Source organism: Brevundimonas sp. (genome assembly GCF_050729455.1).
Classification (GTDB): domain Bacteria; phylum Pseudomonadota; class Alphaproteobacteria; order Caulobacterales; family Caulobacteraceae; genus Brevundimonas.
On sequence record NZ_JBOHLI010000032.1, the window covers coordinates 1 to 16,688 of the forward strand.

11 protein-coding genes and 1 tRNA gene are annotated in these 16,688 nt (G+C 67.3%); 7 read left to right on the forward strand and 5 right to left on the reverse strand.

The genetic code is table 11. The annotated features are described in order from the left end of the window. Positions 1-138 precede the first annotated feature (138 nt). Entirely contained in the window at positions 139-933 is a 795-nt protein-coding gene (locus ACREEF_RS09580) for a glycosyltransferase family 61 protein (protein ID WP_431565360.1), read from the forward strand. 274 nt (positions 934-1,207) lie between these two features. Here ACREEF_RS09580 and ACREEF_RS09585 read toward each other — a convergent pair. Further along, positions 1,208-1,283 (reverse strand) — tRNA-Lys (locus tag ACREEF_RS09585). A gap of 197 nt (positions 1,284-1,480) precedes the next feature. Between ACREEF_RS09585 and ACREEF_RS09590 the strand changes: the two genes are divergently transcribed. Then, positions 1,481-2,890 (forward strand): amino acid permease, encoded by a 1,410-nt coding sequence (locus tag ACREEF_RS09590; protein ID WP_431565361.1) that lies wholly within the window; start codon positions 1,481-1,483, stop codon positions 2,888-2,890. Beyond that, complete coding sequence (locus tag ACREEF_RS09595) at positions 2,890-3,243, forward strand: Hpt domain-containing protein (protein WP_431565362.1); 354 nt, start codon at positions 2,890-2,892, stop codon at positions 3,241-3,243. Before ACREEF_RS09590 ends, ACREEF_RS09595 begins: the two co-directional genes overlap by 1 nt. An 8-nt stretch (positions 3,244-3,251) precedes the next feature. On the opposite strand, the gene ACREEF_RS09600 is transcribed toward ACREEF_RS09595, so the two are convergent. Continuing rightward, positions 3,252-3,599, reverse strand: coding sequence for a chorismate mutase (locus ACREEF_RS09600; RefSeq protein ID WP_431565363.1), 348 nt, complete (start codon positions 3,597-3,599; stop codon positions 3,252-3,254). Positions 3,600-3,603: 4 nt separating this feature from the next. After that, positions 3,604-4,419, reverse strand: coding sequence for a ferredoxin--NADP reductase (locus ACREEF_RS09605; protein WP_431565364.1), 816 nt, complete (start codon positions 4,417-4,419; stop codon positions 3,604-3,606). Positions 4,420-4,524: 105 nt separating this feature from the next. Here ACREEF_RS09605 and ACREEF_RS09610 point away from each other — a divergent pair, with 105 nt between their 5' ends. Next, positions 4,525-6,885, forward strand: a complete 2,361-nt coding sequence (locus ACREEF_RS09610; RefSeq protein WP_431565365.1) for a S9 family peptidase — start codon at positions 4,525-4,527, stop codon at positions 6,883-6,885. Between the two features lie 50 nt (positions 6,886-6,935). Further along, positions 6,936-7,418, forward strand: coding sequence for a low affinity iron permease family protein (locus ACREEF_RS09615; RefSeq protein ID WP_431565366.1), 483 nt, complete (start codon positions 6,936-6,938; stop codon positions 7,416-7,418). Here the strand turns inward: ACREEF_RS09615 and ACREEF_RS09620 are convergent. Then, positions 7,406-8,857, reverse strand: coding sequence for an amidohydrolase (locus ACREEF_RS09620; protein WP_431565367.1), 1,452 nt, complete (start codon positions 8,855-8,857; stop codon positions 7,406-7,408). The genes ACREEF_RS09615 and ACREEF_RS09620 overlap by 13 nt on opposite strands. A gap of 83 nt (positions 8,858-8,940) precedes the next feature. Beyond that, complete coding sequence (locus tag ACREEF_RS09625; RefSeq protein WP_431565368.1) at positions 8,941-11,997, reverse strand: TonB-dependent receptor domain-containing protein; 3,057 nt, start codon at positions 11,995-11,997, stop codon at positions 8,941-8,943. Positions 11,998-12,392: 395 nt separating this feature from the next. Here ACREEF_RS09625 and ggt point away from each other — a divergent pair, with 395 nt between their 5' ends. After that, entirely contained in the window at positions 12,393-14,135 is a 1,743-nt protein-coding gene (gene ggt, locus ACREEF_RS09630; protein ID WP_431565369.1) for a gamma-glutamyltransferase, read from the forward strand. 27 nt (positions 14,136-14,162) lie between these two features. Further along, the gene (locus tag ACREEF_RS09635) at positions 14,163-16,631 is read left to right on the forward strand and encodes a zinc-dependent metalloprotease (RefSeq protein ID WP_431565370.1); all 2,469 of its coding nucleotides are present in this window, start codon (positions 14,163-14,165) and stop codon (positions 16,629-16,631) included. The last annotated feature ends 57 nt before the right edge of the window (positions 16,632-16,688 follow it).

Consider the following 16,688-nt stretch of genomic DNA (forward strand, 5'->3'; position numbering starts at 1 on the left):
CAACAGGCCGACCCGCTGCGCAGGATGAAAGCTGCGCGGCCCGGCCTGTTGCTCACCCCACGCTGCGAGGCGTAACTAACCCAAGGACTCTGGTCGCCGCTGGATGAAACCTCAGAGGCACGTCAGCCCTACCCGGGCATGAGACCCGCCACTCTCGCGAAGCTCGACAAGCACGATCCGGTCGCGATTAACGCTAGAGCTGAGGAAGTCGTCGATTATCCGGTGACGTTCGGCGGCGCCGTTATGGCTCACTACGGGCACCACATCACCGATGGGTTGTCCCGCCTATGGCACGTTGACGACAATCCGTGCCTTTTGACCTCTCCGCTGTCCGGCTTCAGTGCAAGGCTCGCCTCTCTGGGGGCCAAGCGCGTCTACATGACGCCGGAACGGCCCACCTTGTTCCGAAAGGTCGTCGTCCCGAGTTCCTCGCTTCTCTCTGACGGGGTCATCTACGAAGCCCATGACGCCGAGCATAAGAGGATCGCGGAGCAGGCGCTCAAACGCTCAGGTTTCACTCCTTCGTGGACCGTCTACCTGTCCCGATCTCGCTTGGGTGCGGAGCGCAGGATTGAAGGCGAGGATGAAATCGAGGCCATGCTCTCACACTCCGGATTCGAGATCATCCACCCACAGGATCTTTCGATCGAGGATCAGATCGCCGTCTTTAACCGTGCTGACGTGGTGGTCGGCGCGAGCGGGTCAGCGATGCATACATCCCTGTTCCACATCGACAAGCCGCTACGAATAGTGACCCTGTGCGGCCCTCGGTTCAACAGGCGCTTCTCTCTCGTTGACCAGATCAAGTCCTATCGGTCGACCTATATCCAATGCCTGGAAGAGACGTCGAGGGACGGTCGCGGCGTAATTTCCTCGCAGAGAGCAGACTTGGATCTGGTCAAAAATGGGCTTGAGATGGCCGGGGTGATCTAGCCGACAGCGTTCCTCTGCCGATGGACTGACGGCTCTGGACCTTCAGGATCGCGCCGCCGGACGGAACGGGCCCCCGTTCGGGCACGGAAACGTCGGCCGGGTTCGATCTCGCCCGCGGAAGGATGCGGCGCGGCGCACGGGAGCGCGGAGCAAAGAGAACGTTTCGCGTCAAGGTCTCACGTGAGACTTTGGCGAAGTCTCACGGTTGCCGTTTCGTTCGCAAACAAACCGCGCCCCCGATGGGGTTAAGCATTTGAAATGTAAGAGAAAACGATGGTGGGTGATCACAGGTTCGAACTGTGGACCCGCTGATTAAGAGTCAGCTGCTCTACCAACTGAGCTAATCACCCGTACCGTCGTCTGCGCCCTTGGTGTGGCGCCGGTCCTTCGCCGCAGCCCTGTAGGCCGCTGGAAGGGCCGTCCTAATACTCAGGATGCCGGAGGGGCGCAAGGGCGGAATTAGGGCATTTCAAAAAGTTTGTGACGCGCGCTAAGGTCCCGCCCGGAATCGGCCGCCGACAGATGCGGCCTCGGGGGAATATTACATATGGCGTTCTGGAACCGTCGGCGGTCGATCGATGCGATGCTGGCTCCGCACGAGGGGCCGGCGCTGAAAAAGACCCTCAGTTGGCCGCACCTGATGGCCCTGGGCGTCGGGGCCATTGTCGGCACGGGCATCCTGACCTTGATCGGGGTCGGCGCCGGCCTGGCGGGTCCGGCGGTGCTGATCAGCTTTGGTCTGGCCGGCCTGGTCTGCGCCTGCGCCGCCCTGGCCTATGCCGAGCTGTCGACCATCATGCCCGCCTCGGGCAGCGCCTATACCTATTCCTACGCCGTTCTGGGCGAGATCTTCGCCTGGGTCGTGGGGTGGAGCCTGATCCTGGAATATTCGCTGGTCGTCTCGGCGGTGGCCGTGGGCTGGTCGGGCTACGCCATTCCCTTCCTCAGCGGGATGGGCATCGACCTGCCGCTGGCGCTGACGGTCGGACCGCACGTCGAGGGCGGGCTGATCAACCTGCCGGCCGTCTTTATCATCGCCGTGGTGACGGGCCTGCTGCTGATGGGCACCAAGGAAAGCGCCACGCTGAACGCCGTGCTGGTGCTGGTGAAGATCGCCGCTCTGGTCGCCTTCGTCGCCATCGCCCTGCCGAATTTCGACGCCGCCAACTTCACCCCGTTCATGCCGCACGGCTTCGGCGCGCCCTTCGTCCAGACGGGCGTTATGGCGGCGGCGGCCATCATCTTCTTTGCCTTCTACGGCTTTGACGCCATCGCCACGGCGGCCGAGGAGACCAAGAAGCCCGAGCGCGATCTGGCCATCGGCATCGTCGGCTCGATGGTGGTCTGCACCATTCTCTATATCGCCGTCGCCGCCGCCGCGATCGGTGCCGCCCCGGTCGCCAGCTTCGCCGACAGCCCCGAACCTCTGGCCCTGATCATGCGTGGTCTGGGTCAGGGCGTCGCGGCCCAGTGGATCGCCGCCGCCGCCGTCATCGCCCTGCCGACCGTGCTGCTGGCCTTCCTGTTCGGCCAGAGCCGCATCTTCCTGGGCATGGCCCGGGACGGCCTGCTGCCCAACCGCCTGGCCAAGATCTCGACGCGCGGCGTGCCGACGGTGGTGACGGTCTTCACCGCCATCGTCGTCGCCATCCTGGCCGGCATCATGCGCCTGGACGAACTGGCCTCGCTGGCCAACGCCGGCACCCTGATGGCCTTCATGGCCGTGGGCGTCAGCCTGATCGTGCTGCGCCTGCGCGAGCCCAACCGCGAGCGCAAGTTCAAAACCCCGCTGTGGTGGCTGGTCGGCGGCATCGCCATCATCGGCTGCATCACCTTCTTCTTCAGCCTGAAGGCCTCGACCCAGTTCTACTTCCTGCTGTGGAATCTGGGCGGTCTGGCCATCTATCTGCTGTGGTCGTCGAGGAACGCGCGTCTGGCCAAGACGCCGGAGGCCTGATGGCGGCGCGTGATCTGACGGGGGCGGTGGACTTCACCGTCCTCGAGACCATGACTGGCGGCGCGGACGACATCACCGAGGAGGTGCTGGGCCTGTTCACTCAGCAGGCCGCCCTGTGGTCGTCCCTGCTGGACGCCTCGTCGGAGGGCTGGCGCGACGCTGTGCACACCATTCGCGGGGCGAGCGCGGGCGTCGGGGCGAAGGATCTGGCGGCCGTCTGCGCCGAGGTCGAGCATGGCGAACAGGCGTCGGCCCTGGCGGGGCTGGAACGGGTCAGGACGGCGCTGGACGCGGCCCTGGCCGACGTCGCCGCCTATCGTCATGAACTGGCGCTGAGAGGCCTGAAGGGCTGAGGTTCGCCTCAGCCCCGCGTGGCGTCATACTTGGCGAACTCGTGGGCGATGCAGCGGTCGATCAGCAGGCGCCAGACCGGCTCGGCGATGTCGGGCGACAGGCCGGCGGGCTGGGCCGCAGCCAACACCTTGGCTACCACGTCGTCGATGCGGGCCTGATCGAAGACGGCGTCGCGGTTCGGCTTGATGCGGGCGGCGGCGTCCATGTAGCGCTGACGCTCGGCCAGAAGGGTCACCAGGGCGCGGTCCAGGGCGTCCACGCCCTGACGCACCTCGACCATGCTGGCGCAGTCTTCCGGCGCCTTGCGCGCGTCGATATCTACCGATCGGGGAGCGACGTTGCGGGGGGCGGTCATCAGGTCAGCCGACAAAGGCGCGCTCCAGAACATAGTCGCCGGGTTCGGCGTTCGAGCCTTCCTTGAGGCCGTAGGATTCCAGCAGTTCGCCGGTCTCCTTGATCATGGCCATCGAGCCGCACAGCATGACGCGGTCGCTGTTGGGCGAGAAGCCGATGGGCAGTTGCAGGTCGGCGAAGACGTCGCCCGACTTGATGCGGTCGGTGATGCGGCCCGGCGTTTCGAAGCGCTCGCGCGTCACGGTCGGGTAATAGGTCAGCTGGGCCCTGGCCTCGTCGCCGATCAGCGGGTCGTCGTGGATCTCGTGGGTGAAGAAGTCGCGGTAGGCCAGGTCGGCGACATTGCGCACCGTGTGGCAGACGATGACCTGGTTGAAGCGCGAATAGGTCTCCGGATCGCGCGCCACCGACAGCCAGGGCGCCAGACCCGTGCCCGTGCCGATCAGCCACAGACGCTCGCCGCCGGTCAGGGCGTCCAGCACCAGGGTTCCGGTCGGCTTCTTACCCATCAGGACGCTGTCGCCGGGCTGGATCTTCTGCAGGCGCGAGGTCAGCGGACCGTCGGCCACCTTGATCGAGAAGAACTCCAGTTCCTCCGCCCAGAAGGGGCTGGCGATGGAATAGGCGCGCAGCACCGGCTTTGCGCCGTCTTCGCCCGGCAGACCGATCATGACGAACTCGCCCGAGCGGAAGCGGAAATCCTCGGGCCGTTTCAGGCCGAAGCTGAACAGCTGGTCGGTCCAGTGGCGGACCCACAGGACTTCCAGATCATGAAACGGGCTGGCCTTGACGGGCGGCGCGGCGAGGGGGGCGTCAGTCATGGCGACTACCTAGGCCGTCGAGGACGAATGCGAAAGGCTCGCGGGCGTCGCAGCCGGGCAGATTTGCGGATGACGACGGAAGATTCCGCCTCTAGCTTCGCCGCCATGCGCACATTCCTTCTTGCTTCGACGATCCTGATGGCCGCGACCTCGGCCTTCGCCCAATCCGCTCAGCAGCCCGCGGCGCCGCCCGCCGCCACGGCTCCGGCGTCCTCGATCCTGACAGTCGAGCGGGTGTTCGCCAGTCCGTCCCTGGCCGGGCCGGTGGCCAAGGGCGTCAGCCTGTCTCCCGACGGCGAACTGGTCGCCTTCCTGCGCTCGCGGGATGACGACGTGGATGTGTTGGACCTGTGGGCCGCGCCGGTGGCGGGCGGCGAGCCGTTCAAGCTGATCGACGCGCGGGCCCTGGTCCCCGACGCGGGCGAACTGTCGGAAGCCGAAAAGGCGCGCCGCGAGCGGATGCGCATCTCGGCGCGCGGCGTGGTCGAATATTCCTGGGACGAGCAGGGCCGCTACATCCTGGCCCCGCTGGAAGGCGACATCTTCCTGGCCAATCGCGCTGACAGCAGCGTGCGTCGCCTGACCGAAACCGCGGCGGACGAGATCGACGCCAAGGTCTCGCCCAAGGGCTCCTTCGTCAGCTTCGTGCGCGATCAGGACCTGGTGATCCTCGACCTGACCTCCCGCGCCGAAAAGGCCATCACCACGGACGGCGACGGCCTGATCACCTGGGCCACGGCCGAGTTCATCGCCCAGGAAGAGCTGGACCGCGACACCGGCTATTGGTGGAGCCCGGACGAGCGCTTCATCGCCCTGCAACGCACGGACGAGACCCAGGTCGACGTCATTCCGCGCCTGGACATCACCGGCGGCGGCGCCTCGGTGATCGAGCAGCGCTACCCGCGCGCCGGTCGCCCCAATGCGGTGGTCGAGCTTTATGTGCAGGACGTGCGGGCGGGCCGCCGGGTCAAGGTCGATCTGGGCGCGAACGCCGACATCTATCTGGCGCGCGTCAACTGGGCCGCGGACGGCAAGACCATGTACGTCCAGCGCCTGTCGCGCGATCAGAAGACCCTGGACCTGCTGAGCGTCGATCCGGCGACCGGCGCCAGCCGCGTCATCGCCACCCAGACCTCCGAGGCCTGGGTTCCGCTGAACCACGACTTCAAGGCGCTGGACGACGGGAAATTCATCTGGTCGTCGGAAGAGACCGGGTGGAAGCACCTGTATCTGTATGACCGCGACGGCGCGATGCTGCAGCCGATCACCTATGGCCCATGGCCGGTGAAGAGCCTGAACGGCGTCAACCAGCAGACCGGCGACGTCTTCTTCACCGCCTCCTTCGGTTATGCAGAGCGGCCCGCCGGCGTGACGGGCGGGCACAGCGCCTGCCCGCTGCCGGGCGGCCAGGTGGCCATGTGCGACGTGCAGGGCGAACGCCCCACCACACAGCGGCTGTGGCGCGCCTCGCTGAACGAACTGCGCGCTGCCAAGCCCGTGACGGAAGACGGCGGCTGGTGGTCGGCCTCGATGAACAAGACCGGGACGGCCTTCGTCGGCGACTATTCCGACCCGGCGACACCGCCGCGCTCGGGCCTGTACCGGGCTGACGGGACGCTCATCCGCTGGATCGAGGAGAACCGGCTGGACGAGACCCATCCCTATTATCCCTACGCCTCGCGCCGCCAGACGCCGGAGTTCGGCACGCTGGACAGCCATGGCGAGATGCTGGTCTGGCAGATGACGACGCCGCCCGGCTTCGATCCGACGAAGAAATACCCTGTGGTGATGCAGGTCTATGGCGGACCGTCCGGCGGGGGCGTGAAACAGTCGTGGCAACCGGCGACCAACCAGTTGCTGACCGAGGCGGGCTATATCGTCTTCCGCTTGGACAACCGGGGCGAGGGCGACCGCTCGGCGGCCTTCAAGCAGGCCCTCTATCTGAAGATGGGCCAGCCGGAGATCGAGGATCAGGTCATCGCCGCCGACTACCTGCGGTCGCTGCCCTATGTCGACGACAGCCGCATCGCCATGATGGGCTGGTCCTATGGCGGCTTCATGAGCCTGATGGCGCTGACCGAGCCCCGGATGGGGCTGGCCTCGGCCCTCGCCGGCGCGCCGCCGACCGAGTGGAGCCTCTACGACACCGCCTATACCGAACGCTATATGTCGACGCCGCAGGCGAACGCAGAGGGCTATGCCGCCTCCGACGTGGTCAACCGCATCGACAAGCTGAGCGGACGTCTGCTGCTGCTGCACGGCATGGCCGACGACAACGTCATCTTCGAGAACACCACGCGGGTGCTGGACGCCCTTCAGGCCAGGAGCATTCCCTTCGAGACCATGCTCTATCCCGGTCAGCGTCACGGCGTGCAGGGCGACGACCGGAAGCTGCACCTGTGGCGCACCTACCTCGACTTCCTGGACCGCACCATCGGCACGCGGGCGCCCGCGAAGGCGGACTGATCCAGTCCTGATCCGGCGGAACAAGCGGCAAACGCCGCCGTTCCGCCGGAATGGAAAAGCTGTTCAATCATTTCGCCAATGCGACGGCCAAGATCGCGGGGCGGCCGTGGACCTTCATCGCCTGTCTGGCGCTGGTGCTGGCCTGGGCCGTCACGGGTCCGGTCTTCCACTTCAGCCAGGCCTGGCAACTGGTGGTCAACACCGGCACGACCATCGTCACCTTCCTGATGGTCTTCCTGATCCAGAACACCCAGAACCGTGACGCGGCGGCCATGCACGCCAAGATGGACGAGCTGATCTACGCCGTCAGAAAGGCCGACGCTCGCTTCATCGGCATCGAGCACCTGACCGACAAGGAGCTGGCGGTCATTCTGGAGGAGGTGGAGCAGCGGGCTCTGGCCATCCACGCGGGCAAGCCGGCCCGCGCGGTGCACGTCAAGCCGGCGGCGCGGGTCGAGGAGATGGCGGAAACGCCGCCGACGGGGACAGGCCCGTCCGGCGGCGTCAGTCCCGCTCAGGATCAGTCGCGGTAGTTCAGCGCCGGGGCGCGGTCGCCCAGCAGGGCCTCGTACTTGAAGTCCGGGCCGCGACGGCGGTCGAACTCGGCCTTGGCCGCGGTAACGGTCTCGGGGCTTTGGAACAGTTCGGCGGTGGTCAGGGCCAGGGTCTTGGCCGCCAGATGCGCGCCCTTCAGGCCGATGGTCGAGCCGGCGGCCACCACGTTCTGCCAGCTGTGACCCGCCGAGCCGGGGACGAAGGTGGCGGTGGACAGGCCGACGGTCGGCGTGACCCAGCTGACGTCCGACACGTCGGTCGAGCCGCCGAAGTCGCCGCCGATCACGGCCGGTTCGATCGTACCGACAGAGGCGAGGTCGGGTTTCGTCGGCAGGGTCTTCTGGATCTCGGTCGCCAGTGCGATCTCTTCCGGCGTCCAGGTGATGCCGCCGACATGGCGCAGGTTGCGGTCCATGACGGTCATCAGGGCCTCGTTCGGCAGCATGGAATAGACGCCGCCGATGGCCTCGAACTCGACGCGGGTGCCGGTGCCCAGCGCCGCGCCCTCGGCCGCCTTCTTCACTCGCTCCAGCACGTCGCGGACGATCTGCGGATCGTTGTGGCGGACGTAGTAGTAGCTCTCGGCGAAGGCCGGGACGACGTTGGGGGCCTTGGCGCCGTCGGTGATGGCGTAATGGATGCGGGTGCGGTCGGGCACGTGCTCGCGCATCAGGTTGACCATGGCGTTCATGGCCTCGACCCCGTCCAGGGCCGAGCGGCCACGGTCCGGGGCGGCGGCGGCGTGAGCGGCCGTGCCGTAGAAGCGGAACTTGCCCGAGACGTTGGACATGGTGTCGCCCTGGCGGGCGCTGTTGACGTTGCCGGGGTGCCAGTGGACGGCGACGTCCACGTCGTTGAACAGGCCGTCGCGGACCATATAGACCTTGCCCGAGCCGCCCTCTTCGGCGGGCGTGCCATAGACGCGCAGTTCGCCCTTGATGTTGTTGGCGATCATCCAGTCCTTGACCGCAATGGCGGCGTGGACCGAGGCGGCGCCGAACAGGTTGTGGCCGCAGCCGTGACCGGCGTGGCCGCCGGCCGATTCCTGCACCGGGTTCATCGTCTGCGACAGGCCGGGCAGGGCGTCGTATTCGGCCAGGACCGCGATGACCGGACCGTCGCCGGTCTTGAAGCTGGCCAGGAAGGCGGTGGGTTCATTGGCGATGCCGGGCGTGACGTTGAAGCCGGCCTCGGTCAGTTGGCCCTGCAGCAGGGTCGAGCTTTGGGTCTCCTGATAGCCCAACTCCGCGAACTTCCAGATTTCCAGCGCGGCGTGGTCCAGGGCGGGCTGGTTGCGCTCGACCGCGCCGGTGATCTGGGCGCGGGCCTGGGGCGACAGTTCAGCGGCGGCGGCCGGAGCGGCCAGGCTGGACAGGGCGGCCGCGACCGCCAGGACGCGCATCGAGACGGGTTTCATCGGGAACTCCACAAACAGGCATCAGTAAACAGAGAAGGGCGGAGGACGATGGCCCGTCCTCCGCCCGATCAGAGCAGGTCGCGTCAGAACGACTTGCGGATGCTGGCGTACCAGTAGCGGCCGTAGGGCTGATAGACGGTGCCCAGGTAGCCGTCCGAGGCCAGCGGCGGGGCTTCGTCGGTCAGGTTGCGCACGCCGACGCGCACCGCGGTTCCGCCCAGCAGGCCGTCGTTGTCGAACTCATACTCGCCGTAGAGGTTGCCGGTGATCTGCGAGTCGACGGTCCAGACTTCGCCGACCGAGTTGGTCAGGCCGTCCTGTTCGACGCTGCCGGTATAGGCGGTGTAGGCGCCCACGGTGACGTTCTGATAGCGCCAGGTGGCCGAGGCCGACCACTTCCACTCCGGACGGCCGCCCTGACGGATCAGGTCGCCGGCGCTGCCGCTGAAGGCGATGGCCGCGTCGATGTCGCCCTTGGCCTTGGCGTCCATCAGGGCTTGAACGGCCGGCGACGGCTCCAGGTGATACTTCAGCAGGTGCGAGACGTTCAGGTTGACGCTGAAGTCGCCGAGGTCGGTGCCGCGCAGGCTCCACATCAGGCCCAGGTCGATGCCCTGGACCTCCTGCGGCTGCAGGTTGTCGTAGAGGTCCTTGACGTAGAGGATCTCGCCGGCGGCCTGCATCCCCGTGCCGGCGAAGATGGCGACGTCTTCCGGCGTCGGCGCGGCGCGCACGACGTTCGGGTTGAAGCTGCCCTGCTTGCGCAGCAGATAGTCCAGCGTCAGGGCGTTCTGGCCGCGGAAGACGCCGACCATGCCTTCCTGCTTCACGTTCCACCAGTCGATGGTGATGGTGAAGTCGCCCAGGTTCGCCGGTGTGAAGTCCGGCTGGATCACCGTGCCGAACGACAGGGTTTCCGACTCTTCCGGCTGCAGGTCCGGGTTGCCGGCGCGCTGTTCGGCGACGTTGCGGCGGATGCGCGCGGTGTTGACCGATCCAGCGTCAGGGAAGCCCGGGGTGATGGTCGGGCTGACGCAGCGGTTCAGGCCCGTGATCGCGCCGCGCCGGGTCAGGGCCTCGCAATAGGCCCAGTCGGTGCTGCTGTTCGAGCGGGTGACGATGCTGGCGTTGATCTGCTCCAGGTTCGGCGCGCGGAAGCCCTGGGCCCAGGAGCCGCGCAGACGCAGGCCCTCGGCCAGGTCCCAGGCCACGGCGACCTTGGGCTTGGCGATGTCGCCGAAGTCCGAATAGTGCTCGTAGCGGCCGGCCACCTGGGCTTCCAGATTATGGACGAACGGGATGTTCATCTCGGGCGAGACAATGGGAACGGCCAGCTCGGCGTAGGCCGAATAGACGGTGCGGTCGCCCTCGGTGTCCGGGTTCATCGAGGAGTTGATCAGGTCGCTGTAAACCGCGCCCGAGACGTCCGTGAAGGTGATGGTCCCATCGATCCTGGCGTCGCGGTCGTCCAGCTGGGTCTCGCGGCGGGCCTCGACCCCGGCGGCCATGCCCAGGTCGCCGGCGGGCAGGGCGAACAGATCGGGGCGCGACACCTTGAAGTCCCACAGGGCCAGGGTGGTCTCGGTATAGCGGCGCATCTTCTGGCGGATGGCGTCCAGGGCCGCCGTGTTGCTGGGGGCGCCGTCGCCGAAGGCCGGGTTGTTCAGGTCACCGCCGTTGAACGGGTTGTAGGCGTCGGGCGTCGACAGGGCGAGTTGCTTCTGCAGCGCCGTGGTCGAGACGTTGTCGCTGATGTCCTCGGCGCTGGCCTCGGAATAGACCAGGGCGCTTTCCCAATCCCAGCCGGCGAACTCGCCGCGCAGACCGCCCAGGGCGCGATACTGCTTGTTGACGACATTGACCTCGATCGGCCCCAGATCGTCGAAGCGATAGCCGCTGAGCAGCAGATCGACGCCGCCGGCGGGCGCCGTAATGCCCGGCAGGCGGTTCGGGTTCGGGGCGCCGCCGGGCAGGGTCGTGGCGCCGAAGGGGTTATAGTAGTTGGTCTTGGGAATCGTCAGGACGATCGACGACAGGGTGCTGATCGGCGCCTGCCAGGCGGTGGTTTCCGCCTGATAATAGCCCAGCTCGCCAAAGGCCTCGATGCTGTCGTTAAGCTTGTACTTGCCGGTTACGAAGAGGTTGAAGCGTTCGACTTCGGGCATGACGGTGAGGCCCTGGGCCGCCGAATCCGAGTAGAGGCGGGCGTCAACCGTCGTGCCGGACTTGAGGCACAGTCCGTTGGACGTCGCCGCGGAGCAGCCGGTAAAGCTGGCCGGCTGAATGCTGAAGGCTGTGACGGCCGGTCCCGTAGGCGTCAGACGCACCGTGCCGCCGGTCGGTCGGAACAGGCCCCACGGCGTCAGCGACGAGCGGCCGTTCAGAGAGGTGTTGCCCTCGAAGCCGGTGCCGGCGAACAGCGGGCGCTTGTCGAGCGAAGCGGTGTAGTCCTGATCCGTCGTCGAAAGCTCGGTGCGGTAGTCATAGTTCAGGAAGGCCGAGAGATTGGCCCGACCGTCCAGGAAATCGCGGCCGCCATAGGCGCTGAAATTGGTCTCGCGCATTCCGGTGCCTTCGGCGCCGCCGTACTGGGCTGAGACGGTCAGGCCGTTCAGGTCGTCGCGCAGGACGGTGTTGATGACCCCGGCCACAGCGTCGGCGCCATAGATGGCGGCGGCCCCGTCGCGCAGGACTTCCAGCCGCTTCAGGCCCGTCACCGGAATGGCGTTGGTGTTGTAGGTCAGGACCGGGACCAGATGCTCGTTGGCCTGGCTGGTCGGGTGGCCGACCACGCGGCGGCCGTTCAGCAGCACCAGGGTGTTGCCGATGCCAAGGCCGCGCAGGTTGACCGAGCCGGTGTCGCCGCGCGCCGAGTTCGAGCTGGCGGGCAGGTAGGAGGCGTTGAAGGTCACGTCGCCCATTTGGGGGATGGAGCGGATCAACTCGTCGCCCGAGGTCGCGGCCGAGGCCAGAATCTGCTCCTCTCCGACCATGGTCACGGGCAGGGCGGCGGTCACCTTGGCGCCGCGAATCTGCGAGCCGACGACGACGATCTCATCGACCTGGGTGGCTTCCGGCTCAGGGGCGTCCTGGGCGACGGCGCCGGTCGCGGCGCCGAACAGCGCCGTGGTGGCCAACATGGCCGTCTTCAAGCTTCGACGAGCGAAGGCTGCACGCATGGTCTGATTATCCCCGTTGGTGGTCATCGAACTCGGTATCCCCCCGATGCTCGTCCGGCGGCGGCCGGCTTTTGTAGGTGCGAGAGTTCGCCCGGGATGCGCGATTGAAAGCGAAATGCGTCTGACCCGGAGATTTCCCCTCGGCAAGAACTAGAAACGGACACAATCGCGCCGTCAACTGCTGAAGGTTAAATATTGCTGTTATCCAGGATAATGAGCAAAGTAATCACTCCGAATCGTTCTTGAGTTCGCTCTTTTAGCAATGCTATCGCTATCTTCAGGCGTTCTCGTCTGAGTGTGGAGCCAATGTCAGGTTCCGGATTCGGACGATCGGGGCGAATTGTGACGGGGTGGCTATGCGTTCTCATGTGAAGATTTTGGCGGTCGCCGCAGCGGCCGTGCTGGCGGCTGCGCCTGCAATGGCTCAGCAGGCGCCGGTCCAGACCCGGCCTGCCGTCGGCAGCGGCGGCGACATCGTCAACTACGGCCAGATCCACAGCCCCGTGGTGGGGCGCGGCGGCATGGTCGTGAGCCAGAGCGCCTTGGCGACGCAAGTCGGCGTCGACATTCTGAAGCAGGGCGGCAACGCGGTGGACGCCGCCGTGGCCGTGGCCTTCGCCGAGGCGGTGACCCTGCCGCGCGCCGGCAACATCGGCGGCGGCGGCTATATGATCGTGCACATGGCCGCGACGGCGGATCGCCCGGCCCAGGACGTGGCCATCAATTATTACGGCACGGCTCCGCGTGCGACGACGCCGGATCTGCTGCTGGACGACAACGGCAAGTTCGACCGCGCGGCGCCCTCAGGCTTCCGCAACGTTTCGGTGCCCGGCACCGTCGCGGGGATGTGGGAGGCGCACAAGCGTTTCGGCGTCCTGACCTGGGCCCAGGTTGTGGCCCCTGCGGTCAAGCTGGCCGAGGACGGCGTGATCCTGTCGGACGGCGAGGCCGACGCCACCGCCGGTCGCGCCCGCGTCCTGGCGACTGATCCGGGCGCGCGCGAAGCCTATCTGAAGGCGGACGGCACGTCCTATCGTGCGGGCGAGCTGTTCAGGCAGCCGCAACTGGCCTGGAGTCTGCGTCAGGTGCAGCAGGGCGGGGCCGACGCCTTCTATCGCGGCGAACTGGCCAGGAAGATCATCGCGGGCGTGCGCGCCGGTGGCGGGATCATGGACGAGCAGGATCTGGCCGATTACCGCGCCGACGTGACAGCGCCGATCTGGTCCACCTATCGCGATCACCGCATCGCCTATATGCCGCCGACCGCCTCGGGCGTCAGCGTGGCCGAGGGGCTGAACCTGCTGGAGCACTTCCCCATGCGCGACCTGCGCTGGGGCAGCGTCGACAGCCTGCATCTGATCTCGGAAGCGATGAAGATCGTCTCCTCGGACCGTCGCCTGATCGGCGGCGCGCCGCAGTGGACGACGCCCGCGCGCGGTCTGGCCAGCAAGGCGTTCGCCGCCGAGCGGGTCAAGCTGATCCAGATGGACCGCTCGCTGGCGGCCGCCGACATCCCTGACGGCAATCCCTATCCGTATGAGAGCCAGGACACGACCCACTATTCGGTGGCCGACGCCCACGGCAATGCGGTGGCGAACACCTACACCCTGTCCAACTCCTACGGCGCCCACGTGGCCCCGGTGGGGACGGGCATCCTGCTGAACAACTCGCTCGACAACTTCTCGTGGGGCAGGGAGGGCGGCGAGCCGAACGCGCCGGCGCCGGGTAAGCGGCTGGGCTCGACCATCACGCCGATGATCGTCTTCGACGACGAAAAGCCCTGGCTGGTCACCGGCACGCCGGGCGGCGGCTATATCATCGCCACCATGGTCCAACTGATCGTCAACGTCATCGACCACCAACTGAATATCGCCGAGGCGGCCATGCGTCCGCGCCTGAACCAGGGCGGCGGCGACAGTCCGCTGGAGCTGGAGGGCGGCTTCTCGCCCGACGTCGAACGCCTGCTGGCGGCGCGGGGTCACACGGTCCGCCCGTCCATGACAATGGGCAGCACCCAGTCCATCATGATCGAGGGCGATCGATTCCTGGGCGCCGCCGACACGCGTCGACCCGACGCCCTGGCGCTTGGCGTCCAGTAAGTCTCAGTCAACCGCGGGGGGCGGTCCATGTTGCGCAAGGTTCTGCTGGCGAGCGTCGCCGGTCTGGTTCTGGTCGGGGGCGCCGCGCCCGTGATGGCTCAGGCGGGGGCGTCGCGTCCCGCCGCGACCGCGGCTTTTCAGGAGGGCCTGTTCGGGGTCCGTCTGGACCGTGAAAAGGGCAAGGTTCTGGTCCGCCTGCCGGCGCCGGGCGCCGACGGGGTGCTGGGCCGCTACCTCTATCAGCCGGGCATTTCGGCGGGTCTGGGCATGGACGGCGTCGGGCTGGACCGTTCGGGTCTGGGCCAGACCCAGATCATCGCCTTCCAGAAGGTCGGCAATCGGGTTCTGGCCCGGTTCGAGAACACCCGGTTCAGCGCCGTGGGCGCCGGCGCCGATCAGCAGAATGCGGTGACGGCCTCCTTCTCGCCCTCCATCGTCTGGGCGGGCGAGGTGAGCGAAACGGGCTCCGACGGCTCGGTGACGGTGGACCTGACGGGCTTTCTGGAACGCGACGCGCTGAACGCCGCCGGGCGGTTGAAGCGCGGGCGGCAGGGGACATTCAAACTGGCCCCGACCCTGGGCTACGCCGACCTGGATCAGACCCTGGTCTTCCCCGACAACGTCGAGTTCCAAACGGTCCAGACTTTCACCAGCGACGAGCCGGGCATGGAGCTGTCGCGCGTCGCGCCCGATTCCCGCTCGGTGACGCTGGCGGTGCGGCACTCGTTCATCCGCCTGCCGGACGACGGCTTCGTCACGGCGCCGCACGATCCGCGTACGGGCACCTCGGGCCAGGTTCTGGTGACGGACTTCGCCGCCGCCCTGGATCAGCCGGTGGTCAGCCGTCTGGCCCGCCGCTTCCGGTTGGAGAAGACCGATCCGACCGCCGCGCGTTCGCCGGTCAAGAAGCCCATCGTCTTCTATGTCGACCGCGCCGCCCCGCCCGCCATCCAGCAGGCTCTGATCGAGGGTGGCAGCTGGTGGGCGCAAGCCTTTGACAAGGCGGGCTATGTCGACGCCTTCCGGGTTGAGCTGCTGCCCGAGGGGGCGCATCCGATGGACGCGCGCTACAGCATTGTCTCCTGGGTCCACCGCGAGTCGCGCGGCTGGTCCACCGGGACCAGCGTGGACGATCCGCGCACCGGCGAGATCGTGCGCGGCGTGGTGCAACTGGGCTCGCTGCGCGACCGTCAGGACAAGATGATCTTCGAGGGTCTGGTCGGCGTCGCCAGGAGCGGCACGGGCGGTCAGGACGACCCCGACCGCCTGGCCTATCAGCGCCTGCGCCACCTGTCGGCGCACGAGATCGGCCACGCCCTGGGCATTTCCCACAATTTCGCGGCCAGCACCTTCGCCGACCGGGCCTCGGTCATGGACTATCCGGCCCCCTGGGTGCGGGCGAATGGCGATCAGCTGGACTTCAGCCAGGCCTATACGACCGGCGTCGGCGCCTGGGACGACTTCGTCATCGACTGGCTGTATGGCGCGGCCAGGCCCGGTCAGGACGAGGCGGCGCGGCGCGGCGGCCTGGTGGCGGACGCGCAAGGGCGGGGCTATCGCTTCGTCTCCGATTCCGACACCCGGCCCCTGGGCAGCGCCCAGCCCTACGCCGCCATGTGGGACAATGGGACCGATCCGGTCGCCGAGTTCGCCAACGTTCTGGCGGTGCGCAAGATCGCGCTGGACCGCTTCGGCCTCGACAACATCCCCGACGGCGCGGCGGCGGCGGACCTGCAGCGGGTGATCGTGCCGATCTACCTCTATCACCGCTATCAGACGACGGCGGTGGCGCGACTGATCGCGGGCGTGGACTATGCCTATGCGGTCAAGGGCGACGGGACCGAGACGGCCAGGGTCGTCCTCGCCGAACGCCAGCGCGCCGCGCTGGAGGCCCTGATGCAGGCCCTGTCGCCGGAGGTCCTGGACCTGCGCGATCCGCTGATCGACCTGCTGTCCTCGGTCCAGTCGGGCGAGGGTGATCGTCAGACCGAGATCGAACTGTTCACCGGCAAGACCGATGTCGTGTTTGACCCGTCCACGGCGGCGGCGACGGCGTCAGAGGTGGTGTTCGAATCCGTTCTGGCTCCTGCGCGCCTGAACCGCCTGGTCGAGCAGCAGCGTCGCGACGCGGGCCAACTGGGCCTGCCTGAGACGCTGGACCGCCTCGCGCTAGCGGTCGGCGCCGGTCCGACGCTGAGCCCGCGCCAGATGGAGCTGCGCCGCGCCGTGCGCGCTCGCTATGTCACCAACCTGGCTGTCCTGATCCAGGGCAAGGACCTGTCGTCGACGGCGCAAGGCGCGGTGCGCGACCATGCGCGGCGTTTCGGCGATCAGCTGAAGCGGTGCCGCGGCGACCGGCTGGAGACGGCGCAGTGCGTCTATCTGGGCGGTCTGCTGACCGGCCCGGTCGAGGACCTGAAGGCCCTGACCGAAGGCGAACGGGCGGTTCAGCCCATTCCCCCCGGCGCCCCGATCGGCAGCGACGACTGGCTCTGACCGACGTTTTCCTCCCCATTTATGGGGAGGTGGCGCGGCCGCATAACGGACGTGACG